The 24,207-nt window shown below is 52.7% G+C and carries 23 protein-coding genes; all 23 read right to left on the minus strand.

The window, feature by feature from the left end; all coding sequences use genetic code 11:
* Positions 1-96: 96 nt before the first annotated feature.
* Complete coding sequence (locus BM299_RS05060; protein ID WP_092482379.1) at positions 97-759, minus strand: class II aldolase/adducin family protein; 663 nt, start codon at positions 757-759, stop codon at positions 97-99.
* Between the two features lie 21 nt (positions 760-780).
* Positions 781-2,034: an adenosylhomocysteinase gene (locus BM299_RS05065; protein ID WP_092482380.1), complete on the minus strand. Its 1,254-nt coding sequence runs from the start codon at positions 2,032-2,034 to the stop codon at positions 781-783.
* Positions 2,035-2,227: 193 nt separating this feature from the next.
* Positions 2,228-3,292: an S-methyl-5-thioribose-1-phosphate isomerase gene (mtnA, locus tag BM299_RS05070; RefSeq protein WP_281246356.1), complete on the minus strand. Its 1,065-nt coding sequence runs from the start codon at positions 3,290-3,292 to the stop codon at positions 2,228-2,230.
* 38 nt (positions 3,293-3,330) lie between these two features.
* Entirely contained in the window at positions 3,331-4,116 is a 786-nt protein-coding gene (gene mtnP, locus BM299_RS05075) for an S-methyl-5'-thioadenosine phosphorylase (protein ID WP_092482382.1), read from the minus strand.
* 154 nt (positions 4,117-4,270) lie between these two features.
* Positions 4,271-5,212, minus strand: a complete 942-nt coding sequence (gene ftsY / locus BM299_RS05080) for a signal recognition particle-docking protein FtsY (protein WP_092482383.1) — start codon at positions 5,210-5,212, stop codon at positions 4,271-4,273.
* 15 nt (positions 5,213-5,227) lie between these two features.
* Positions 5,228-5,935: a ribonuclease III gene (rnc, locus tag BM299_RS05085; RefSeq protein WP_092482384.1), complete on the minus strand. Its 708-nt coding sequence runs from the start codon at positions 5,933-5,935 to the stop codon at positions 5,228-5,230.
* A 4-nt stretch (positions 5,936-5,939) separates the two neighbouring features.
* Positions 5,940-7,190, minus strand: a complete 1,251-nt coding sequence (fabF, locus tag BM299_RS05090; protein ID WP_092482385.1) for a beta-ketoacyl-ACP synthase II — start codon at positions 7,188-7,190, stop codon at positions 5,940-5,942.
* A gap of 72 nt (positions 7,191-7,262) precedes the next feature.
* Complete coding sequence (locus BM299_RS05095) at positions 7,263-7,499, minus strand: acyl carrier protein (RefSeq protein ID WP_092482386.1); 237 nt, start codon at positions 7,497-7,499, stop codon at positions 7,263-7,265.
* Between the two features lie 51 nt (positions 7,500-7,550).
* A complete protein-coding gene (gene fabG / locus BM299_RS05100; protein WP_092482387.1) occupies positions 7,551-8,294 on the minus strand; it encodes a 3-oxoacyl-[acyl-carrier-protein] reductase in 744 nt (247 codons plus the stop codon).
* Between the two features lies 1 nt (position 8,295).
* On the minus strand, positions 8,296-9,231 hold the full coding sequence (gene fabD, locus BM299_RS05105) for an ACP S-malonyltransferase (RefSeq protein ID WP_092482388.1): 936 nt from the start codon (positions 9,229-9,231) through the stop codon (positions 8,296-8,298).
* Position 9,232: 1 nt separating this feature from the next.
* Positions 9,233-10,177, minus strand: coding sequence for an enoyl-[acyl-carrier-protein] reductase FabK (gene fabK / locus BM299_RS05110; RefSeq protein WP_092482389.1), 945 nt, complete (start codon positions 10,175-10,177; stop codon positions 9,233-9,235).
* A 12-nt stretch (positions 10,178-10,189) separates the two neighbouring features.
* A complete protein-coding gene (locus BM299_RS05115) occupies positions 10,190-11,200 on the minus strand; it encodes a beta-ketoacyl-ACP synthase III (RefSeq protein WP_092482390.1) in 1,011 nt (336 codons plus the stop codon).
* Positions 11,190-12,209, minus strand: a complete 1,020-nt coding sequence (gene plsX, locus BM299_RS05120) for a phosphate acyltransferase PlsX (RefSeq protein ID WP_092482391.1) — start codon at positions 12,207-12,209, stop codon at positions 11,190-11,192. The genes BM299_RS05115 and plsX overlap by 11 nt, the downstream gene beginning before the upstream one ends.
* Positions 12,193-12,783: a transcription factor FapR gene (fapR, locus tag BM299_RS05125; RefSeq protein WP_092482392.1), complete on the minus strand. Its 591-nt coding sequence runs from the start codon at positions 12,781-12,783 to the stop codon at positions 12,193-12,195. Before fapR ends, plsX begins: the two co-directional genes overlap by 17 nt.
* A 137-nt stretch (positions 12,784-12,920) precedes the next feature.
* The gene (rpmF, locus tag BM299_RS05130; protein ID WP_092482393.1) at positions 12,921-13,097 is read right to left on the minus strand and encodes a 50S ribosomal protein L32; all 177 of its coding nucleotides are present in this window, start codon (positions 13,095-13,097) and stop codon (positions 12,921-12,923) included.
* A gap of 294 nt (positions 13,098-13,391) precedes the next feature.
* Positions 13,392-13,901 carry a YceD family protein gene (locus BM299_RS05135; RefSeq protein WP_092482394.1) on the minus strand — a complete coding sequence of 170 codons (510 nt, stop codon included), beginning with the start codon at positions 13,899-13,901 and terminating at the stop codon, positions 13,392-13,394.
* 123 nt (positions 13,902-14,024) lie between these two features.
* Complete coding sequence (locus BM299_RS05140; RefSeq protein WP_092482395.1) at positions 14,025-14,723, minus strand: ECF transporter S component; 699 nt, start codon at positions 14,721-14,723, stop codon at positions 14,025-14,027.
* A 25-nt stretch (positions 14,724-14,748) separates the two neighbouring features.
* Positions 14,749-16,275, minus strand: a complete 1,527-nt coding sequence (locus BM299_RS05145) for an S-layer homology domain-containing protein (RefSeq protein ID WP_092482396.1) — start codon at positions 16,273-16,275, stop codon at positions 14,749-14,751.
* A gap of 19 nt (positions 16,276-16,294) precedes the next feature.
* Entirely contained in the window at positions 16,295-17,977 is a 1,683-nt protein-coding gene (locus tag BM299_RS05150) for an ABC transporter ATP-binding protein (protein ID WP_092482397.1), read from the minus strand.
* Complete coding sequence (locus BM299_RS05155; RefSeq protein WP_092482398.1) at positions 17,950-18,864, minus strand: energy-coupling factor transporter transmembrane component T family protein; 915 nt, start codon at positions 18,862-18,864, stop codon at positions 17,950-17,952. Before BM299_RS05155 ends, BM299_RS05150 begins: the two co-directional genes overlap by 28 nt.
* A 25-nt stretch (positions 18,865-18,889) precedes the next feature.
* Positions 18,890-19,939, minus strand: coding sequence for a DUF4430 domain-containing protein (locus BM299_RS05160; protein ID WP_092482399.1), 1,050 nt, complete (start codon positions 19,937-19,939; stop codon positions 18,890-18,892).
* A gap of 111 nt (positions 19,940-20,050) precedes the next feature.
* A complete protein-coding gene (locus BM299_RS05165) occupies positions 20,051-23,428 on the minus strand; it encodes an S-layer homology domain-containing protein (RefSeq protein ID WP_092482400.1) in 3,378 nt (1,125 codons plus the stop codon).
* 35 nt (positions 23,429-23,463) lie between these two features.
* Positions 23,464-24,204 carry an adenosylcobinamide amidohydrolase gene (locus tag BM299_RS05170; RefSeq protein WP_092482401.1) on the minus strand — a complete coding sequence of 247 codons (741 nt, stop codon included), beginning with the start codon at positions 24,202-24,204 and terminating at the stop codon, positions 23,464-23,466.
* Positions 24,205-24,207 lie beyond the last annotated feature (3 nt).

Below are 24,207 nucleotides of genomic sequence, written 5' to 3' on the forward strand. Positions count from 1 at the left end.
ACTTAAACTTATTTAAACTAACTGCAATATTAATATATTCCAATAAACAACAAACAGCAACTACAACCATTTTTTGTCTTGCGCCGGGCCGGCTCTCTATCCTTGTCGGGGCTGGCCGTAAGCGGTCAAATATGCATCCCGGAGGGCTACCACCTCACCGGGGGGAATAATCGCCGCCCGGCCCAGCAATTCCGCCAAAGTATAAACCCGGGCCGCCTTTTCCACCACCTGACAGACTGTAAACGCCTCTTCCACAGTACGCCCAATACCCACCAGACCGTGGTTGGCCAGCAGCACGGCGTTGTTTTGACCCAGCGCTTCCACCGCCACGGCGGCCAGGTTGCTCGTGCCCGCCCGCGCATAACGGGCCACCGGCACTTCGTCGCCCGCCAATTGCACCTGGTCCTCCAGGATGGGCGGCAGCGGTTTACCGGCCACCGCCAGCGCGCTGGCGTAGACGCTATGCGTATGCACTATCGCGCCCGCATCGGGGCGGGCGTTGTACACCGCCAGGTGCAATTTCAACTCCGTGGACGGCCGGCGCTCGCCCTCTATCACGCGGCCCCCGCCGTCCACCACCACCAGGTCCGTCTTGGACATGGCATCGTATGGAATGCCGCTGGGGGTTACCACGAAAATATGTTCACCGGGCACCCGGGCCGTTATGTTGCCCCAGGTGCCCGCCACCAAACCGGAGCCGGCCATGCGCAATCCTGTCTTTAAAACCTGCTCTTTTACTTTTTCCGCTGTCACCGACATAGCTGTTCCGCTCCCGTACTGTTACTCAAACTGCCATTCATTGATATACTTGACCTGTTCTTCCGAAAGCCGGTCTATTTCTATACCCAGTGATTTTAATTTTAACTCGGCCACCCGCGCATCCAGTTCGGGCGGTACGTTGTACACTTTCTTTTCCAGTTCTTTACCGCGCTGCACAATGTACAACGCTGACAGGGCCTGCAGGGCAAAGGACATGTCCATTATTTCCGCGGGGTGCCCGTCACCGGCCGCCAGGTTCACCAGCCTGCCTTCAGCCAGCAGGTACAGGCGACGACCATCGGGAAGCATGAATTCCTCAATGTTTTTACGCACGGTACGCCGGGAAACGGAAACCCGCTCCAGTTCCGGTATGTTGATCTCGACGTCGAAGTGACCGGCGTTGGCCAGGACGGCCCCGTCCTTCATCCGCCGGAAATGCCCGGCGCGCAGCAAATCCCGGCATCCGGTGACGGTAATGAAAATATCGCCCTCGGCGGCGGCCTGCTCGCTCTTCATAACCCGGAAACCGTCCATATAAGCTTCAATGGCCTTAACGGGATCCACCTCACAAATAATCACATCGGCCCCCAGGCCCTTGGCCCGCATGGCCACCCCTTTGCCGCACCAGCCGTACCCGAAAACCACCACGGTTTTACCCGCCGTAACCAGGTTGGTGGTACGCAGTATCCCGGCCCAGGCGGACTCCCCCGTACCGTACCGGTTGTCGAATAGATGCTTGCAGCGGGCATCGTTGACAGAAATCATGGGAAACAACAACTGCCCGGCCCGCTCCAGGGCACGCAGGCGCAGCACCCCGGTGGTGGTTTCTTCGGCACCGCCCAGCACCTCCCCGGCCTGTTCCCGCAGGTCGGTATGCAGCAAGTGCACCAAATCTCCTCCGTCGTCTATCACTACATGGGGACGGTTGGCCAGCACCAGGCGCAGGTGCCGGTCGTATTCTTCGGCGGTGGCGTCATACCAGGCGTAAACCTTGATCCCTGCATGGGCCAGGGCGGCAGCCACATCGTCCTGGGTGGAAAGAGGGTTGGAACCCGTAATGGCCACATCGCCCCCCCCGGCCCGGAGCACTTCGGCCAGGTAAGCGGTTTTGGCTTCCAGGTGAATGCTCAGAGCCACCCTGATCCCCCGGAACGGCTTCTCTCTTTCAAATTCCGCGCGGATTACGTTTAGCACGGGCATGTGGGCCCGTACCCAGTCTATTTTAAGCCTGCCCTGTTCGTGCAGGTTGATGTCCCGGATTACATAGTCGGACAAGAGATCAACTCCTTTAATTTGTGTTTCCGCCATAAGAGCATTATTTATACAGGGCCGGTTGTTCTCACAACCACGTTGCGCGCATTATACAGGACCGCCGGAGCCGGTCCGAGGCAAGCTAAATTCCCGTCGGCGCGTAGATTCTGAACGCAGCGGAGAACAACCGGGACCCTACTTTTTGCGTGACCATTCTTTATTCCTTCCCCGCCAGCGCGGCCAGCGAATCGATATAAGGCGGGCGGGCCACGCCCCGGTCGGTGATGATGGCGGTGACCAGGCGGGCCGGGGTGACGTCGAACGCCGGGTTCCAGACTTTAACCCCCTCCGGGGCCACCCTTTTACCGGCAATGTGCGTAACTTCCTGCTCGTCCCGCGTTTCTATGGGAATATCCCGGCCGCTTGCGATATTAAAATCAATGGTGGACATGGGCGCGGCCACGTAAAAGGGAATGTTGTGTTCCCGGGCCAGCACCGCCACACCGTATGTACCGATTTTATTGGCCACGTCGCCGTTGGCGGCAATGCGGTCGGCCCCCACGATAACCAGGTCCACTTTGCCCTGCGCCATTAAATACCCGGCCATATTGTCCGTTAATAACGTAACCGGTATATTCTCCTGCAGCATTTCCCAGGTGGTCAGGCGGGCACCCTGCAGCAGCGGCCTGGTTTCATCGGCATAAACGTGCACATTTTTTCCGGCTTTGTGTGCCGCCCGGATGACCCCCAGGGCAGTGCCCAGACCCGCCGTGGCCAGGGCTCCGGCGTTGCAGTGCGTCAATACGGCGGCATTGTCGGGAAACAGGGTTTGCCCGAATTCGCCCATCCGCCGGTTGCTTTCCAGGTCTTCGCGATAAATGGCGTGGGCTTCTTCCAGTAGCGCTTTCTTGAGGTCGTTGATATTATCGTTTGTGTTCCCCCGCAGCGTCTCCAGCATCCGGTCCAGGGCCCACTGCAAATTTACCGCGGTGGGCCTGGTGGCGGCCAGATCGCCGGCGATTTTCTCCACGGCGGTGATAAATACTTCCCTGCTTGCGGCCTGCACGGCATTAGCCCCCAGGGCCAGTCCGTAAGCGGCAGCGGCGCCGATGGCCGGCGCGCCCCGCACGCTCAGCCGGCGTATGGCGTCACAGACGGTTTCATAGTGCTCGCATTTGATATATTCCGCAGTTTCCGGCAGCAACGTCTGATCCAGAATCTCCAGTCGCCCGTCAACCCAGCGCATTGTTTCCATTTGCGACATCCTTTCAACAGCTTTCATCTTTCAACAAAACTACGATTCAACACCCGGCACCGGAGTTATTTCACCGCGGACGGGTCCTGGGGATGCCGGTGGCACGGGCAGTCCGCATCCTCATCAAGAGCGGCAATGGCCTCCATCACCAGTTTTCGCAGGTTGTGCACATTTTCGTCCATGATATCCACCACTTCCTGGTGCGACAGCCGGTCCGGGGAAATTCCCGCGGCAAAATTGGTGACCATGGCAATGGTGGCGTAGCATATTTCCGCCTCCCGGGCCAACACCACCTCGGGCACGCTGGTCATACCCACCAGGTCCCCGCCCAGCTGGCTGAACATGCGAATTTCCGCCGGCGTTTCAAACCGGGGCCCTTCAGTACAAACATATGTGCCGGTTTTATGATAGGGCAGCCCGTGCTTTTGCGCCGCCTCTTGCAGCACCCGGCGCAGTCTGGGACAATAGGGATCGGTCATATCCAGGTGAATGACCCCTTCTTCCAGGAATGTTTGCGGCCTGGACTTGGTGAAATCCAGAAACTGGTCCACAAAAACAAAATTTTTGGGCTTCATGTCGGAATTCAAAGAACCCACCGCTGCGGTGGCAAATATGTTTTTGACCCCCAGCATATGCAATCCGTAAACGTTGGCCCGATAATTAATCAGGTGCGGCGGTACGGAATGGTCCTCGCCGTGCCGGGCCATAAAGGCCACCCGTTTACCCTGGTAACCGCCCACCTTTACCTTTACCAAGCCAAAGGGTGTATCCACCTTTTCCTCGGTGATATCCGTGAGAATATTGGGGTCGTAAACCCCGGTACCGCCGATAATGGCAATGCGTACAGTCATGACAAACCTCCGTTTTTTTAATGTTAGCATAACGTTTAACATTACCTACTATTCGCGTTTTTTCCATGTTTTCCTTTCACAAGAAAAAGGGGACAGGCACCTTTTTCGCATATACTTTCCTTAACAACAAGAAAAGCGAGTATGCTTCACTCGCTTATACCACCTGTTCCTCGGCCCGGCTTTCCCGGTCAAACAGGGCCTCCACAAATTCCTTGGCATCAAAGGGACGCAGATCGTCCATCCCCTCGCCTATACCGATCATTTTAATGGGGATCTCCAAACCCTGCTTGACGGCTATGATTACCCCGCCCTTGGCGGTGCCGTCCAACTTGGTCAGGGCCACGCCGGTAACCCCCACGGCCTCATTAAAGAGCCTGGCCTGGTTGATGGCGTTCTGCCCGGTGGTCGCATCCAGCACCAACAGCACTTCATGCGGAGCGCCCGGCATTTCCCGGCCCAGCACCCGGTGCACCTTTTTCAATTCCTCCATCAGGTTGCTCTTGGTATGCAGCCTGCCCGCGGTATCCACGATAACCACATCCGCTTTCCGGGCCCTGGCGGCCTGCAGCGAATCATAGGCCACGGCAGCCGGGTCGGATCCCTCGGAGTGTTTAATTACCGGCACCCCCACCCGGTTGCCCCAAATTTCCAGCTGGTCAATGGCTGCCGCCCGGAAGGTGTCGGCAGCGCTTAAAAGCACGCTTTTCCCATTTTCCTTGAAATAGTGCGCCAGCTTCCCGATGGTGGTGGTTTTACCCACGCCGTTCACCCCCACCACCATAATTACGGCCGGTTTATCGGCATCAACATTCAGAGAAGGAGTTTCTTCGCCAAGTATGGCCTGTATTTGTTCTTTCAGCAAGGCCCGCAATTCCTCCGCATCGCTGATGTGGCGTTTTTTAACCTCGCTGCGCAGGTTCTCCACCATCTCCACCGCGGCATCAATGCCTACATCAGCCTGGATAAGCGCTTCTTCCAATTCTTCGTACAGATCTTCGTCGATTGCTTTGCGGCCCGTCACAATCTGGTCGATTTTTTCCACAAAATTTTTCCGTGTTTTAATCAGGCTTTCCTTCAGCTTACCGAAAAACCCCATGGTTTACCTCCCGGATTAGTCGCTCTGCAGGTACTTTTCCAGCGCCATTTTGGCTGCCTGCTGCTCGGCTTCCTTTTTTGATTTGCCCCGGCCCCAGCCCATTTTCTTACCCCGGTGTTCCACCGCGGCAGTAAACACTTTATCGTGATCAGGGCCTGCCTCATTTATAATATGGTAATGAATGGGGTCGGTGGATTTGCGCTGCAGTACCTCCTGCAGGTCGGTCTTGTAATCGCGGGCCGTTTGGCCCGTTTTAATTTTCTCTAAAATGCCGGCCAATTCCTGCAAGGCCACCCGGCGCGCCTCTTCCAGCCCCGCGTCCAAATAAACCGAGCCCAGCAGGGCTTCGAAGGCATCCGCTAAAAGGGAGGGCCTGTCCCTCCCGCCGGACCGCTCTTCGCCGCGCCCCATTAGCAAATACCGGCCCAGTTCCAAGCGGCGGGCCACCAGGGCCAAAGAAGGCTCGCACACCGTCAGGGCGCGCATTTTGGTCAGCTCGCCTTCGGTTTTTTCCGGGAAAGAATGATAGAAATAGTCGCTGATAACCAGCTCCAGCACGGCGTCACCCAGGTACTCCAGGCGCTCGTTGTTATAATGTTCCCGCCCCTTGTTTTCATATGTATAGGAGCTGTGCACCAGCGCCTGGCGCAACAATTCCGGGTTGCGCCAGGTGTAATGCAGCCGCTTTTGCAGTTCGGTCAGCCCGTTCTCAAACCGCTCCATATCATTAATTCCTTTCTCTGACAAACCTCTCAAAGACCAGCGTGGCATTGTGGCCGCCAAAGCCGAAGGAGTTGGTCAGCGCCACTTTGACATCGGCCCGGCGTGCCACGTTTGGCACGTAGTCCAGGTCGCACTCCGGGTCCGGCGTATCCAGGTTGATGGTGGGCGGAATCTCCCCCCGGTCAATGGCCAGTACGCAAACCGCCGCCTCCAGGCCTCCGGCCGCTCCCAGCAGGTGTCCCGTCATGGACTTGGTCGAACTGACCGCCAGGCGGGCAGCGTGCTCCCCGAAAACTTCCTTGATGGCCAGGGTTTCCAGCTTGTCGCCCAGTGGGGTGGAGGTCCCGTGCGCATTGATGTAATCCGCGTCCTGCGGCGCAAGGCCGGCGTCCTCCAGGGCCAACCGCATGGACAGGGCCGCCCCCGCGCCTTCCGGGTCCGGGGCGGTGATGTGATAAGCATCGCAGGAGGCGCCGTAACCCGTTATTTCGGCCAGGATATTGGCTCCCCGGGCCAGGGCGTGTTCCATTTCCTCCAGGATAAGTATTACCGCGCCTTCCCCGATGATAAAACCGTCACGCCCGGCGTCAAAGGGGCGGCTGGCACCGGCCGGATTGTCATTACGGGTAGATAACGCCTTCATTGAACAAAAACCGGCCACGGCCAGCGGCGTAACGGGCGCCTCGGTGCCGCCGGTGATCATCACATCGGCCTGCCCGCGCTGAATCAACCTGAAAGCGTCCCCCACAGCGTTGGAACTGGAGGCACAGGCGCTGGTAGTGGTCACATTGCAGCCGCGCAGGCCAAAGTTGATGGCCACCCGCCCGGCGCCCATATTGGAAATCATCATCGGTATAAAAAGCGGGCTCACCCGGCCCGGCCCGCGCTCCATCAGCACCCTGTGCTGGTCCTCCAGCGTTTCCAGGCCGCCCACCCCGGAACCCAGGATAACGCCCGCCCGCTCCCGGTTGATTTTAGTCATATCCAGGGCGGCATTTTCCACTGCCATGGTCGTGGCGGCCACCGCGTAATGGGTAAACCGGTCCATCCGGCGAGCCTCTTTGCGGTCTATAAAGTCAGTGGGATTAAAATTCTTTACCTCTGCCGCTATTTTACTGCTGTATCCTTCGGTGTCAAACCGGGTTATCGGCCCCACCCCGCTGACCCCGCCGGTGAGATTGCGCCAGAACTCTTCCAGGCTGTTCCCCACCGGGGTTACGACGCCGATACCGGTTACTACAACTCTTTTTAACAAAGCCCTATACCTCCCAGGGGCAATTATATAATTTCAAAAAAGCCCACCGGTGTTCCGGCGGGGCTTTTAATTTTATTGTTGATGTTCTTTGATATACTGTACGGCTTCTCCCACCTTGCGGATTTTTTCCGCGTCCTCGTCGGGGATCTGCAGCTCAAAGGTTTTCTCCAGGGCCATGATTAATTCCACGATGTCCAGGGAATCCGCGCCCAGGTCATCGACAAATGAAGCCTCGGGAGTTACTTCTTCCTGGTCTACGCCAAGCTGCTCAACTATTATTTCCTTAACCTTTTCAAATATATCGGCCACTTTTTCACCTCCCCTCACAGCTTAAAAAAATAATCACATAAATATGGTATATTACATGGTCATGCCGCCGTCCACCGCTATAACCTGCCCGGTGACATACCCGGCCCCGTCGCCCGCCAGAAAGGCCACCACGGAGGCCACTTCCTCCGGCTCACCCAGCCGGCCCAGGGCGATGCGGTCGAGCATGCCGGCCTTGTTTTCTTCCGTCAACCCGGCAGTCATGTCGGTTGCTATATAGCCCGGCGCCACAGCGTTAACCGTAATATTACGCGAGCCCAGTTCCCGGGCCAGGGATTTGGTGAGACCCACCAGACCGGCCTTGGCGGCGGCGTAATTGGCCTGCCCCGGGTTGCCGGCCAGGCCCACCACGGAACTGATATTGATAATTCGCCCCCACCGCGCCTTTAACATGGGGCGCATCACCGCCCGGGCGCAGTTATAAGCCCCTTTTAAATTGACATTAATCACCGCGTCCCAGTCTTCTTCCCGCATGCGCGGCAGCAAATTGTCGCGGGTGATGCCGGCGTTATTGACCAGTATATCGATGCGCCCGAATGTTTCCAGAACCTGTTTCATCATGGTATTGACCTGCTCCTGGTCGGCCACGTCGGCCCCTATCACCAGGGCTTCGGCGCCGCATGCGCGCACGGCATCCGCCGTTTCCCCGGCGGCCGCGGCATTACCGGCGTAATTGACCACCACCGCGGCACCCCGGGCGGCCAGTGCAACGGCCACGGCCCGGCCGATGCCCCGGGAAGACCCGGTAACAACGGCCACTTTTCCGTTCAGATCCAATTTATACAGCCTCCTTCAACCGGGCAATAACCTTTTCCGGCTCGGCCTCGCTTTGGAAATTGACAGATTGGGTCTGCCGGCTGATTTTTTTCAGCAGGCCGGTCAGTACCTGCCCCGGCCCCACTTCCACAAACAAATTGTAGCCGTCAGCCAGCAGGCGGCGCATGCTTTGTTCCCATAGCACGGGACCGGAAACCTGGCGAATCAGCGCATCCCGCACTTGCTGCGCGGTGTATACGTAGTCAGCGGTAATATTGGCCATCACCGGCACCGCCGGGTCCCTGATCTCCACCCGGGCCAACTCCGCCACCAGCTTTTCGCCGGCGGGCGCCATCATACTGCTGTGGAAAGGAGCGCTTACTTGCAACAGAATACACCGCCGCGCGCCCATCTCTTTAAAAATTTCCTGCGCCCGTTTCAAAGCTTTGTTTTCACCGGCCACCACCACTTGACCCGGACAGTTGAAGTTGGCTGCCTCGACTATGCCGGCGTTCGCCGCGCGGCGGCATCCTTCTTCCACTTCGTCCGGGGTCAGTCCCAGCACAGCCATCATACCGCCCCGGCCCAGGGGGACGGCCTCCTGCATAAATTGCCCGCGCAAGCGAACCAGCCGCACGGCATCGCTGAATTTAAGGGAACCGGCCGCCACCAGGGCCGAATATTCGCCCAGGCTGTGCCCGGCAACCGCCCCGGGACGTACCCCGGCCCGCCTGATGACCTCGTACAACGCAATGCTGGCGGTAAGGATAGCCGGCTGCGCGTTAACGGTTTTCTGCAGTTCTTCCGCCGGACCCTCAAATATCAACCCGGAAAGCGAAAACCCCAGGGCCCGGTCCGCCATATCAAATACTTCCCGTACATAATCATACTTATCGTATAAGTCCTTACCCATACCCACGAACTGCGACCCCTGCCCGGGGAAAATGTATGCCAGCATCTTAAACCACCACCTTGCTGCAAATATTTTTGATAATTTTTTCTGCTTCCGTTACCACATCATTTATAATTTCCCGGGCCGGCTGGACCCGGCGCACCATGGCTGAAACCTGGCCGGCCATTACCGATCCCATAGCAATGTCACCGTCAACCATGGCCAACTTCAAGCGGCCCACGCCAAGCCTTTCAAACTCTTCTGCCGGAGCACAGGAATCTTCCAGCTCCATAAATTGCCTGGCCAGCTTGTTTTTCAGCACCCGTACGGGATGGCCGGTGGGCCTGCCGGTAACGATGGTGTCCCGGTCCTTGGCCTTGATAATCATTTCCTTGACCTGCGGGTGTACTGTACATTCTTCAGCGCTGATAAACCGGGTGCCAATCTGCACGCCCTCGGCGCCCAGCATCAGCGCCGCGGCCATCCCCCTGCCGTCGCAAATGCCTCCGGCGGCGATTACCGGCACCTCCACGGCCTCCACCACCTGGGGAACCAGGGCCATGGTGGTCAATTCCCCCACGTGCCCGCCGGATTCCATGCCTTCGGCAATCAGGGCGTCAACCCCGGAACGAACCAGCCTTTTGGCCAGGGCCACCGAGGATACCACGGGAATCACTCTGATGCCGGCCCCGTGCAGCAAGGGCAGGTATTTGCCAGGATTACCCGCCCCGGTGGTAACCACGGCCACCCGTTCTTCCGCCAGCAGTTGCATGATGTCCTCGGCGTGGGGTGAAAGCAACATCACGTTGACCCCGAAGGGTTTACCGGTCAACGCCTTGGTTTTTCTTACCTGCTCCCGCACCCATTCGGGCGGAGCCTGACCCGAACCGATAATACCCAGCCCGCCGCCCTCACTCACGGCGGCGACCAGTTCGGCGGTGGAAACCCAGGCCATACCGCCCTGCAGTACGGGGTGCTCTATACCCAGCAATTCGCAAATGCGCGTTCTAATACTGTTTCCCTCCTACCGCTTTTTATAATCATACCACTTAATCAGCAAGCCAGCCCAGGTGAGACCGGCACCGAAACCCACCATCACCACATTGTCGCCGTCTTTAATTTTACCACTGTGCAGTGACTCTTCCAAGGCCAGCGGAATGGAAGCCGTAGAAGTATTGCCGTAGCGGTCCACATTCACGGCCACCCGCTCCATGGGCAGTTTCATCTTTTTAGCGGCGTGTTCGATAATGCGAATGTTGGCCTGGTGCGGGATCAAAAAGTCCACGTCCGCGCCGGTCATGCCGGCCCGGCGCAACACCTCGTTTGCACCGTCCTCCATGGCACGCACGGCGAACTTGAAAACTTCACGCCCGTTCATGGTCAAACAGTGCAAATTTCGTTCTACAGTTTCCGCTGTGGCCGGTTGCCGGGATCCGCCCGCCGGCAACTGCAAAAGGTGGCCGCCGCTGCCGTCCGAACCCAGCGCGGTGGCCAGGATGCCACGGTCGCCGGGCACCCGGCGCAACACCACCGAGCCCGCCGCATCGCCGAACAGCACGCAGGTATTGCGGTCCCGCCAGTTTAAAATCCGCGACAGCGTTTCCGCGCCCGCCACCAGCACCGTCCGCGCAGTACCGGCGGCAATAAATTGCGCACCAACGGCGACCCCGTAAATAAACCCGGTGCAACCTGCCAGCAAGTCAAACGCCCCGGCATTGGCCGCACCCAACCTGTCTTGCAACAGACAGGCCGTGGCGGGAAAGAGCATGTCCGGTGTATTGGTGGCCGCAATCACCAGATCCAGTTCTTCGGGCCGTACGCCGGCATCGTCCAGGGCCCTGCGGGAAGCGGTCAGGGCCAGATCGGAAGTGGCCTCATCCGCGGAAGCCAACCGCCTTTCGAGAATCCCCGTGCGCGTGCGAATCCATTCATCGCTGGTGTCCACTATTTGCTGTATGTCTGCGTTGGTCAATACCCGCTCGGGCGCGTAAGTTCCTACGCCCACAATACCCGCCCGGATTGTTTCACATCCCATCGACATATCCAACCTCTCGTACCGGATCATGCAAGCTGGCGCCAATGGCGCCGATCAACCCGGCTTCCACGGATTCCCGGGCACGGAACAGGGCATTTTTAATGGCCAGCGCCCTGGAAGTACCGTGGCAGACAATAGCCACCCCGTTAACCCCCAAAAGCGGTGCCCCGCCGTACTCGGAATAATCCAATCTTTTCTTTAAATTCCGCATGGCCGGCAATGTCAGGGTGGCACCGATTTTCGCCAGGCTGCTCTGCTGCATTTCCCGCTTGATCATTTTCATCAGCGCGTCGGCCAGCCCCTCGCCGGTTTTCAGCACCACATTGCCCACAAAACCGTCGCATACGGCTACGTCAACCGTACCTTGAAAAATGTCCCGACCCTCAATGTTGCCGTAAAAGTTCACCGGCGCTTCCTGCAGCAGCGGGTAAGTCTGTTGGGTCAGTTCATTGCCCTTGGAACTCTCTTCACCGACATTCACCAGCCCCACCCGGGGGCTGTCAATACCCAAAATCTTTTGGGCATACAGCGAACCCATAACTGCAAACTGCAACAGGTGCTTGGGCTTGCAATCCACATTAGCGCCCACGTCAAGCAGTATGGTAACTCCCCGCACGGTGGGCAGCACACTGGCTATGGCCGGGCGGGCAATGCCGGGTATGCGACCCCAGTTCAGCAGGGCGGCGGCCATGGTGGCGCCGGTACTGCCGGCGGAAACCATTGCCTTGACATGGCCGCTGCGTACCAGTTCAGCGGCCACGACCACCGAAGCATTTTTTTTACGTCGCACTGCCACAGCCGGCGCCTCGTCCATGGCGATCACTTCCGTTGCATGTACAATTTCCAGAGCAGAACATGGTTCTGCCAGTTCATCAATTTCTTTTACCAAAGTATCTCTGTCACCCACCAAGACTACTTCCAACCCGTTTTCCCGGCAGGCTTCCCAGGCCCCCCGCACTATTTCCCGGGGCGCGTGATCGCCACCCATGGCATCAAGGGCTATTTTCAAGCCTGTTAACCTCCTCGGATAGATCAAATACCAAAAATTTTCCTTGAAACACTAACTCATCCCGAACATGGGAAGAAACCCTTACCATATATTTATTGCCCTTTTTCCTGGTGATTAACGCCCGGGCCACTACTTTTTCATTGCGAAAAACCGGCCTTTTGAAACTGGTTTTGGCCGTTCCCGTGAGGACCACATCGGCATCGATAAGCGACACGGCCAGCGAATTGGCCTGGGCAAAAAGATACCGCCCGTCAAGTACCTTGGTTTTACGCAACGTCATTTCTTCGGTGACGGTAAGGATGGATAATCCCTCCCGGCCCACCTCCAAGGTAACCAACTCGCCCACTATCTCGGTGCTCTCAATCGACCGCAGGTTGCGGTACGCCCCCCGGGCCATTTTTTTAACCCGCTCCCGCATTTCCGGAATGTCCAGTTCAGCCCGGTCCAACCTGATGGTTTGAATGCTGACCCCCAATACTTGCGCCAAATCCTCGTCGGTCAAAAAAGGGTTCCCGGCAAGATACCTGGTCAATAAAACATGTCTTTCCGATTTTACACAACCGTTTTTACTCATTTTTACACCTTGCTGTGTACCCGGAAAATTAGCACCAGGTACTAAAACAGAGTATATATCAATTGGGAAATAAAAGCAACCTCCAGGGGCATAAAAAAATAAGCTCTTTTTCGAGCTTATTTTTTGCAAATATTCCTTTATTTGGCTGCCACTACTTCTCTGCCTTTATAATAACCGCATTCAGAGCAAGCCCGGTGCGGCACCGTCAGTTCATGGCATTGCGGACAGTTGACCAGCTTGGGGGCTTCAATTTTCCAGTGCGCCCTGCGCTGCCGCTTGCGTTGTTTGGATGTTCTCCTCTTTGGCACTCCCATGTTTCTCCACCCCCTTTAATTTATGACTCAAAGAGGATGTTCGAAAAGTCCGCGCGAGATCCACTTCGAATTTCTGCGTTGGCTCGGCTTTTGCGGTGCTCACGTATTGTTTTAAGTGCAGCGACATAAAAGTCCTTTTTCATAACATACGGATAATTTCTAAGCCTACATTGGACTTTTATGTCAAAGCTGCACGTTTTCAATGATACTAGTGCCGAAGGCACTAGTCGCTCCGCTCCTCAAAGCCTTCGCCGCCTTGAACTTCTCGTGTCTATCGTGCTCCTTTTCGAACACTCACTTAAATAAATCCTTTAATTTAGCCAGGCGCGGGTCTGTGTCGTCCTGGACGCAATCACAGTTTTGTTGGTTCCGGTTGACACCGCATACGGGGCATAATCCCCGGCACTCTTCCTGGCAGATAAACCGTAACGGCAAATTTACCAAAATGGTGCCCTGTGCCTCCGGCGTAATATCTATAGTGTCGCCGCTGTACGGGATCCATTCCTCACCACTATCCCCGGGTGCCTGAAAGGTCTTATCGTAATAGGTTTCGTGAAAGTCCGCATCCATGGTCAGCGTGAAATCCTCCAGGCAACGGCTGCACTGTACTTTAATGTCGGCTTTAATACCGCCGTAGACATCAATGGCGTTACCCACATTGGTCAGCACCAGGTCAAATTGCGCCGGCTTGGCAAACTTCACCTGATTACCGTCCACCCTAATCGGCGGCAGGTCACCGGCAAAGGAAACCTTTTGCCGCTCGCCCTTCACCTTCTTTAATCGTTCCACGTCCAAAAAGGGCATAAACTTACCCCTCCAGTAGTTCAACAGGTAAAATTATATAAATACGCAGGGACTTTGTCAAGAATAACAAATGTTTAACCTCATTTTTCATCTGCACAGCTTCATGCACCGGTTATTATTCTCTTAGCAATCAATATAAATTATCGAAAATTTATTTTTAAAACGATTTAGAGCCCGGTAAAAAGATTTACCCAATAAAACAGTAAAAATAACGTTCCCCACGGCGTGGAAAGTATCAAAGGTAAAACTGGCTAAATAGGTGGCGATAAAAGTTTCCAATGTCAAAGGATAAACAAAGCCGACCCAGTGCCATATATTCATAATCCAGCCGAAAAGATAACCCCAGAATCCAGCCAGTATTATAAAGGTACTTAATTTAAAACCTTTTTGTCTGCCTGCCAGCAGTGCCGCCGATACCCCGCACAGGCCCCAGCAATACATCTGCCAGGGTGTCCACGGCCCCTGCCCCAAAAAGAAATTAGATACCAAAGCCGCAATAGCTCCAACCATAAATCCGGTTTGTGCACCGAAAACATAACCGGTAATCATAACGATAAAAGTTGTCGGCTGAACACTCATAATGGCAGCAAAGGGTATTCTCGAAACAGCAGCCAGTGCGGCCATGGTAGAGATAAGGGCAATCTCTTTTGATGTTACCGCGCTTTTCTCGAAACACCGGAAAAAAGCCAGCATGGCCAGACCAATTACAACTGATGAAAACAAAGCCCAGTTCACATTATATAATGGATTGACGGGAATTACGCTAACGGCCAGCAAAAGGCCGAGAAACACCAGTATCGCGGCAAAAATTTTGATTTTCATTAAAATCCATCCTGTTTCGATCTTATTACTTTAATAGGTTTCTTAACCGCGTAATACTGTAGGCACACTGGGCCCTGGTTGCCTGGGCCCGGGCATCAAAGCCGGGATACAACAGCCCGTTATCCCCGGCCAGCTGTACGCTTCCCGAGTACCAGTAAGAGCCGGCCTCAACTTTGACCTGTTTTTCCGGCGGCAATGCCCTGACCAGCATGGCGGCCAGTTCCCCTCCGGTTATATTGCCGCCGGGATCAAAAACTCCGCCCGGTTTTCCTTTAACATACCCCATATCCACCGCTATTGAGATAACCCGGTTAGCCCAGTAGCTTTCTGATACGTCCTTAAACCTCAAAGCGGAATCACTTTCCAAGCTCCGGTAACCCAGGCCGTAAACCATAAACTTGGCAAATTCAGCTCTGGTCACCGGATTCCCCGGCTTAAAGGTTCCGCCGGGATACCCGCTTAATACTTTTTCTTTCACCAGTTCCATAATGGAGCTGTGAGCCCAATGACTGGTGGAAATGTCGGAAAATATCCCACCACCGGGAAGTTCCGTTTTTCCAGCACCGTATTCAATATTCACCGGGAACGGCTTTTTCGCCAGAGCCATTACTGCATAGGCCGTCATCATCACCGGTGAAGATCGTACATCAGGCATCCAATTAAAGGAACCGTCACTGTTTTGCAGGCTGAAAAGGTGAGTTACCGCATTCTTACCGTTTACTGACCATTCTTCACTTGCCGGGTTTTCACCGGCGGCAAACAGCCCCTGCAACACCCAGGCATCGGTAGCGCTGTTGGACTTGTTACCCTCCCAGCTAAAGCCGCCGTCTTCTTCCCGGCAGCTTTTTAAGTAATTCAGAGCACCCCTTATGGCCGGAGAACTTTGCGGGTCCTCTCCCAGCACAACCAGGGTTTGGATGGCTACCGCCGTGTCATCCGGGTCACTGTTTATTCCCTCGGCCCAGCCGAAGCCGCCGTCCTTATTCTGCCGGGCCAGCAGCCACTCTTTGGCCCGCTCTTTGTTTGGTATATCCTGTCCGGTAGAGGCAAGGGCCAAAACCGACCACATGTGATAGTTTATCAATCCCTGCTCTCCCCGGGCAGGCTGGGCAAATTGACCGCCGGTCTGCTGAAAGGAAGCTATTTTCCCGGCCAGGTTAACCCCTTGATAAGCATTACCCTGGCGGGCAGCTGTCAAAGCCAGTAGAGTAACAGCATAGTCACCGGTGGATTCCAGGGAATTTTTACAATTCTTTAAAAAATCAATGGGACTTTGGCCGGAGGGAGACCATCTGCTGCCGGCAACATCCTCCCCCGCCGCCGCCAGGGCCATGATAACCCAGGCAGTTATAGCCCGGCTGCTGTCGCGTCCCTTCTGAGTGGGAAATCCGCCATCATCATTTTGAATACCGCGCAGGTATGTTATCGCTTTTTTAATACTTTGCTCAGCCTGCTGCTCCGGAAATAAATTGGTTGCCGAAGCGATACCGGTAAATGGAAAAATAAATGATAATGCAATACTTATACAAACAACTAGTCTTTTACTTATCATAAAAATTCCTCCCTGTAAACTAACCACAATTCACCCGGTCTTCATTTAATCCCATTAACCGGGTTAATATTTCGCTACCCTGCTCCAAAGTGACCACGTCTTCGGCCAGATTATTGAATAACTTGCTGATCTGCGGAGAATAAAAGGTGGAACGGGTGAGCATTTCATATTTACTTCCACTGGCAATGATGGTACCTTCAGCCATTAATATAATATTACCGGCATATTCCGCGGCAAATTCCACATCGTGGGTAACAACCAAAACAGCCGTCCCTTCCGCCTGAAGCTGCAAAAGGATATTCCCCAACTCCGCCTTCAGCCGGTAATCCAGCCCCCTGGTGGGCTCGTCCAGCAGCAGTACTTGGGGCCTGACTACCAGGACAGAAGCCAGGGCCACGCGCTGGCGTTCCCCCGCGCTTAAATCCCGGGGGTTGACTTCCGCGCAGGAAGTTAATTGCAACCGTTTCAGCATTTTTTCAATAATCCCGTCATCGGGCAGTCCCAAATTGTTCAGGGTGAAGACCAGTTCTTCCCGTACAGTAGGTAAGAATAAATAGTCATTGGGGTCCTGTGACAGGTAACCGACGGTAGAGGCCAGTTCTTCCACCGATAATTTTTTGGTATCTTGGTTTAAAACTTTCACCTGTCCCCTGCCGGGTTTGAGTAAACCGTTTATATTTTTCAGCAAAGTGGTTTTCCCCGCTGCATTTTCTCCCAGTATTACCGTAAAATCACCGGACCTGATTTTAAGATTGATATTCTTTAATGCCTCTTTACCGTTGGGATAAGCAAACCAAAGGTTTTGTATATCTACCAGGCATTTACCCCCGGCTGATCCCGCTCTTTTTATTTTTAAGTTCTGCATTCTTAAGCCGGGAAGCGGATCATAAGATTTAAGAATCTCCCTGCCCTGTTTCACGGTGAGCGGCACCTCCGGAAAGCCCGCGCCCGCAAATAACCTGGCCAGCGGCGGAATAAAGGGTGTCTTATTTTTTGCCGCCCACCGGGCTACCACATCCGGAGCATCGTCACATAGAATACGCCCGTTTTCCATAACCATCACCCGGTCAGCCAGGTGAAAGCACCTTTCCAAACGTTGTTCCACCAGGATAACCGTAATGCCGTTTTCCTCGTTTAATCGCCTAACCATAGTAAGTATTTCTTCACCGGCTATGGGATCCAGCTGGGAAGTAGGTTCATCCAATATCAGAATTTCCGGCTGCATGGCCAAAACAGAGGCCAGGGCGACTTTCTGTTTCTGCCCCCCTGATAATTCCGGGGTAAAGCTACGTAAATAACCGGATAACGCCAGGGCACCGGTAACCTCCATTACCCGCCTTTTCATTAAGCTGTTGGGCAAACCCAGGTTCTCCAGACCAAAGGCCACCTCCTGTTCCACGTCGGTCATAACCAGCTGGCTCTCCGGGTCCTGAAAAACCATGCCCACCTGCCGTACCAGGCTACGCCGGTCGAGTTGTCTGATTTCTTTATCATTAATATAAACCTTGCCCCCGTAAGTTCCACCGTAAAAGTCGGGGATCAAACCCGCCAGGGCACGAACCAAGGTTGATTTTCCGCAGCCGGATCCACCCACCAACAGGATAAACTGTCCCCCGGGGATTTCCAGATTGATTTTATCCAGGGCCGGTTTCTGTGTCTCCGGATAATAATAGGTTAAATCTTGGATTTTAATAACGGCCATTTCTTCCACCCCCAGCTCAGCACGGTCGGAACTGTTAATGCTAATACTATAACAGCCGCCATCTTGAGATCATTTAGTTGTAAACTCTCCAACCGGGGGTAATAGGTGTAGCCGGCCCACCCCTGCCAGACCGCCCAAATTCCGGTTAGCAAGGAAAGAACCGCAGCGGAAAAGATTAAGCAGTCCCTAGGTCGCCATAAATCACGGGTATAACAAGTCCTTTTCCCACTACCATATCCCCTGGCCTGCATTGATTCGGCCAACTGCAGAGAGCGCTCCAGAGAAGACAACAAAAGTACATTTATTACCGGCAGCCGGTTCTTAACCCGCTGCCACCGGCTGCCCGTATCCAGTTTTACCCCGCGGCAGCGCTGCACCTCGGTTATTCGGCGCACATCCCGGATCATCAGGGGAAACAACCTGGTGGAAAGGGTTACGGCCAGCACGGATTTGTTGCCAAACTTGCTGAATAACTTTAATGCTTTATCGGGGTGTACGGCGTAGGTGTAGAAACAAAATGCGCTGACAATTACCAGCAAACGAATACCCATACCGATTCCGAAACATATGGCTTCCAGGGTTATTCTAATTTTACCCAGCACGGGAACCCGCGGGCCGTAAAACAGCACGGTGGAACCGGCCTGGACAAAGACAGCGTTAACCAGCATAATCACCGTAATCATACCCAGGCTGATCAACAAGTAAGGTGTCCATTCCCGGAAATTGCCGGAAGCAATGATCACCGTTCCCACCGCCAGCAGCAGGCCCAGCAGGTATACAGGATGGGAAAAGATCAGGGATAAAATAATAATTATGGAGATATAGGCCACCGCCGCAAGGGGATGCAGCTTATGTATTAAATTATCCTTTTCACGGTAAGCAAGCATGATTCATCCTGTTCCTTTAAGTTTTTTATTCCAGCGGCAGGCTGACAACTTCTCCTGCTACAATTGCCGCACTAAATAACCCGGAGATTTTACCGGGACTTGTAACCAGCACATCCACTGCCTGCTGCAGGCCTTTCCGGTCGGTACCCACAATCAGCCACAGCGGGCTTTCGTCTCCGCTGCCCTCACCGGTAGCTGTTATAACCCCGGCACTACTATCGATTATACGGGCGACCCGCCCCCTGTAATCCAACAACTCCAACCCGTCACTGGTAAAATGTACGCAAGTGCCGTTTTTGGTGTAAGCGTTGTTTAAATTGGCCAGCCAGTCAATTTGGCTTAATTCGCTCCATTGTCCCAGTACAATGACCGGACCCTGCCTGTTTTTCAACAAGCCGGCATCCGGATTCTTGATGGTGACGGAAGCCACCCCTTGAGCCTTTAAGGCTTCTTGTAGATTTTCAGCCAGCATTATGTTATCTTCAGAACTCATGATGACGGTAGGCCCGACCTTACCCCGGTATCCGCGAACGAATGGTTCGGGATAGCAACCGATAACCGCGGGGAACATAGCCATTCTTTCCCACCCGTGGTAATCCCACCAAATAATATCCCCCGGTCCGGGGTAGTAATCCAGCGCCCCCACGTCGGCGAATATTCCATTAACGTAATAAAACCAGTCTTGCTTCTTACCTCCAAAGCCACCGAAATCAGATTTTATCCCGTTAATACTATCAATAAAACCGCCGCCATGGGCAGTGGTTACACGGGTGCTTGTTTCGAGAACATCAAATACCGACCAGTTTTTTTGCAGAGCCACTGTTTTTTTTAATATGGAGTTTCTGCCAAAATCCCTCGTCAACCGTAAAGCTACTTTTTTTTCAGTACCTGCAACCGGCACCGATTGAGATCCCGATTCGGACGTGCCCGGCTTTTGCGCAGCTTTTGACTCAATCCCGTTGGCAGCAGGAGTAACATTGGCCGGTTCATCACCGGTTCCTTTGCCTGCACAGGCAGTAACGATCAGCAACATTAAGCCAAGAATTAGTAAGCATAAAAAACGGTGTTTTTGCACTTTCCCTCATCTCCTGTGGTACCAGGTGTTGAATTGTTGAATTACATCATGAAAAAGATAATGATACACTGCCGGCAAGTTTTAGCTGGCAGTGTATCTTTACAGTTAAATTTACTCTATATGCTCAAGTAACCGCCCGATTATCACAGCTACTTCAGCCCGGTTAACCATACCTTTCGGAACAATGGTATCTGCTGTACGGCCGTTAACAATGCCACTTTCCACGGCAAGGGCTATCCATTCTTTAGCCCAGTCGGGAATTTGTCCGGCATCGGTATATTTAGCCAGTACTTTATTTAGATCCGAAACTTCCCGACCTGTTTTGCTTTCAAGCACCCGGCTGATCATTACCGCCAGTTCAGCCCGGGAGATACCCTTATCAGGGGAAAACGTACCGGCCGATGTTCCCTTAATAATTCCCGCCTTTACAGCTGCCGCAACATCACCCGCATACCAGGCACTTTGGGAAACATCGGTAAATGTATGGCCGGCATTACTTTTGGGTATGCCCAGTGCACGGACCAACAGAGCGGCACACTGGGCTCTGGTTGCCGTCTGACCCGGTGCAAAGGTGGCAGGTGTAGCACCGCTTACTATATGCCTTGCGCTCAGCACCCGGATATCTTTTTCAGCCCAGTGACCGGCCAGATCGGTAAATTGCTTATCATATTCCAGCAGGGTAAAGGTACCTCCAGTGATTGTTTTGGCACTTATCATTTCTCTGGTTTTATCTGGTTTTGCTCCGACATAAGTGAACTTGCCGTCCTGATACCTGTAAATGCCGGTAATTTCCGGGTCCTCGGTCAATCCCCGGCAACTCATTTCCAGTTCCAACGGTTCGGCCAGGCTGTTTACAACTTCTTTGTTTATCAGATCCTTAACAGTCACCGTGTATGCTTTACCCACAGGGCGCAGGGTAAGATGCGAAGACGAATTGGCATTGGCATCCCGGACCAATTTATCTGCTTTGGCAGAATCCAATTGGGACACCGATAATACGTAACCTTCGGCAGCGGAAGATGCCGGTTCATTTTGTGAAAAAAGGCCGGAGGCAATTAAATCAAGTAAGCCATCAGTATCACGGGCAGCCAACATTACCGGCTTATGTCCCGTAAAGACTGTTTGCCGGTCGGCCCGTTCTGTTCCGGACAGCACGATTGTGAAGCCATCACTCACCCTGACAGCCAGTTTTAGCTCGCTTTCCCTCAAGTTCCGGGCAACATCATCTGCAACCACAAGCTCGGTGTTGGCTTTCTGTCCCGCCACCCCGGCAAGATCCACTTCAAGCTGCTGAACCGGTGTCCGGGCCAGCACGGCTATTTCTTGTAGCCGGTCACCGCTGAGAATGTCTGACAATTCCCGCTGCGCCCGGCTAAGCTGTTCCAGTTGTTGCTCCAGAATATTGGCCGGTAGACTTACTGTGGTTGTTGAATCCGAGCCGAATACTTTCAGCTGCGCGGATGAAATTGTTCCTGCCTTGGTGATTATATCCCTAACCTGGGAAGCAAGGCTGTTTTTAAGTTCCCCTGCAACATCAACCCCATCGGGTCTGGCCAGTACAATTTTCACACCGTCGTTTACTACGGGTTTCAAAACCGCTGCGGCTTGAACAGCAGTGGCATTTTTATTTTCAATCAGGGAAGCAATGATTTTTTCCATAAGGTCCCGGACCGTTTTACCTGCCTCTGTAACGCTTGTTTCCGGGGATGCCAGTTCATTTTTCACATTGTTCATGATTTTAATAGTTTCTTCTACTGCATCAGACGGTGTTATTTCACCGCCGGCAATTTTATTTTGTAGATCAGTTACTTGATTATTATACTCTTCCAGTATAGCCGGATTATCTGTTGCACTGTTACCTTTTACCAAGCTATCCCAGGCCGGGCCGCTGGAATTCGGGTCCGTACTGTACCACCAGATTATTCGGTCTCCTTCATTGACGGTTTTATCGCTGGCCAGCACACTGGGCACGGAATTATTAACTTTATACATCCACCCGCTCATCCCGCTGTTGGCCTGCCCGGCTATGCTGTTGACAAAGCCTCCGTCTTCCGTATAACTTAGTCCGGTGGCATGAAGAGCGCCCATAGCAGTTACACCCCATTCTTTACTTTCTTTTAATGTTACATCACCCTCAAATAAAATTTCTTTATTTTTGCCAATTACTTTTATAGGAACTATAATACCCTGCTGGTTATTATTACCACTATTTCCAACACTACCGGTAACACTAACATTGGCACTGCCGCTGACACTCTGATACGTTGCAGTAACAACTGTATCTCCTACTCCAACCCCTGTAACTAATCCACTATTATTTACTGTCGCTACATCTGTATTATCTATAGACCAATCTGTTAACTGACTTACATCTTCTTCATTACCGTCAAATTTACAAACCTTTGCAGTATATTGCTGTTCGTCTCCTACAATAATTTCTGCACCGGACGGATTTACACTTATTCCAAGTGCGGTATCTTCTGCAACATTCCCTCCAAGTATCAGGTAGGTTTCCAATGCCATAGTATTATCTAGTGAAGTTCCGTAGTCCCCAAATGTACCATCTTGATTCAAAGCTTTTTCTTTCATGTAATCTACAGGACTTTTACTTGCTTCACTTATCCATGTAGCAGGATCTATCCCTAAAAGATCTAGGGTAATAATCGCTTCTGCCGTATCTATAACTTTATCATCCCAAAATGTAAACTCGCCCCATACGGATGATACTGTAAAACTTCCGTCTTCTTGCTGTTGATTTTGTATCCAGTTAACCCCTTTGTCAATTGCAGACTGAACATCTGCAGCCTGATCCCCTGAGTAATTCTTTAAATATGTTAACGCCCGCACGGCTTGTGCCGTGCTCAAAAAATCACACCATTTACCTGTTGCATCATCTTGTTCGCCTAAAATATAAGCTATTGCACCTGCTGTATCTATTTCACCTATGACTCCGGCTCTGCCTAATGCCTCAAAAGCAGACATATCACTATAGGGATTTTGGTCAAATGAACCGTCTCCACTTGCAAGCTGCTTAGCTTTTAATATGTTTAACAATTCCGTAAGAGTATTTGCTTCTACTCCCCATCTCTTTGCAGTTATATATTCATAAGCTACTCTCTTTGCCGATGATGCATTCTCTGTATCTTTGTTTGCTATAGTAGTAGCAATCAAATTAAGCACATTATCTTTGAAACTTGTACCGTCATATACCCATGTATTTAAATTAGCTCCCGCTTGTGTTAATACATATGCATCATATGCTCCAAAACCATATGCGCCGTCAACTGCTTTTCCACCTTGGTATAAATTGTAGTTGTTACGTACCGCTTTTAAAGCTAAATCATCATAAACCTCAGCAGCAACAGCCCTACTATCTTCAATGCCTGTGAATACAAATGCAAGTACAGGTACTAATAAAGTTGTTAAAAATATTAATAAAGTTATTTTAAAAGCCAAATATCTATGGCTTTTTCTATTTAATATATTCATCTTTTTCCTCCTATCTCAATTAATTTTCAAATAGTTCAATTCAACAACTTCTGCTTGTTTTCGAACTTGTATTCCCCACCGGATAATAACAAATATGTATTAACTCCTTGCATTACCGCCTTATATACTGTTCGTCCAATCAAATAACCCAGGTCAGTTGCAGTACCGGCATAAGGCAGCGGCTCTCCCCTACCGGTACAGGCAACCACAATGGCATCCGTTGTGGTCCCTGTTATCCGCTCACCGCTCGGCAGGCTGATTTTTGCGTTGAACAAAGCCCTTGTCTTAGCCTCGGTTGCCGTTATTATCGCATTCACCATTGCAGAATCAGTTAAATCTCCGTCAATTAACAAAATAAGATTTATGGTTCCCGGCTGATATTTGCCAGACACCTTTTTGATCGGTAAGCCTGCAACCCCAGGATTACCTATTCCCGCCGTGCAAAGAGTAGCCACTGAAAGCTCTTTTTGCCTCCCATTGCTCAATACGGTATGGGTAACACTTACAGCCGTCATCATGCCCAAAACATCATGCCCCAACTGTAAACGTTCAGCCACCTGCTTTAAATCCTGCTCCGGATTACTACCCTGATAGTTTTTGTCAACAGAGTGATTAATTATGTACCTGGCCCATCGTAAATTTCCACCAAGAACAGCAGAACCAAGCACCTTCAAAGGTCTGTTAGATGAAATAAGAAATGTTGTTTGGTTATGAATATAAAAGTTTATCCCGTGGATGGAAACCTGTTTATTAAACAACGTTACTTCTTCTAACAACAC

Source organism: Desulfoscipio geothermicus DSM 3669, from assembly GCF_900115975.1.
GTDB classification, from domain to species: domain Bacteria; phylum Bacillota; class Desulfotomaculia; order Desulfotomaculales; family Desulfallaceae; genus Desulfoscipio; species Desulfoscipio geothermicus.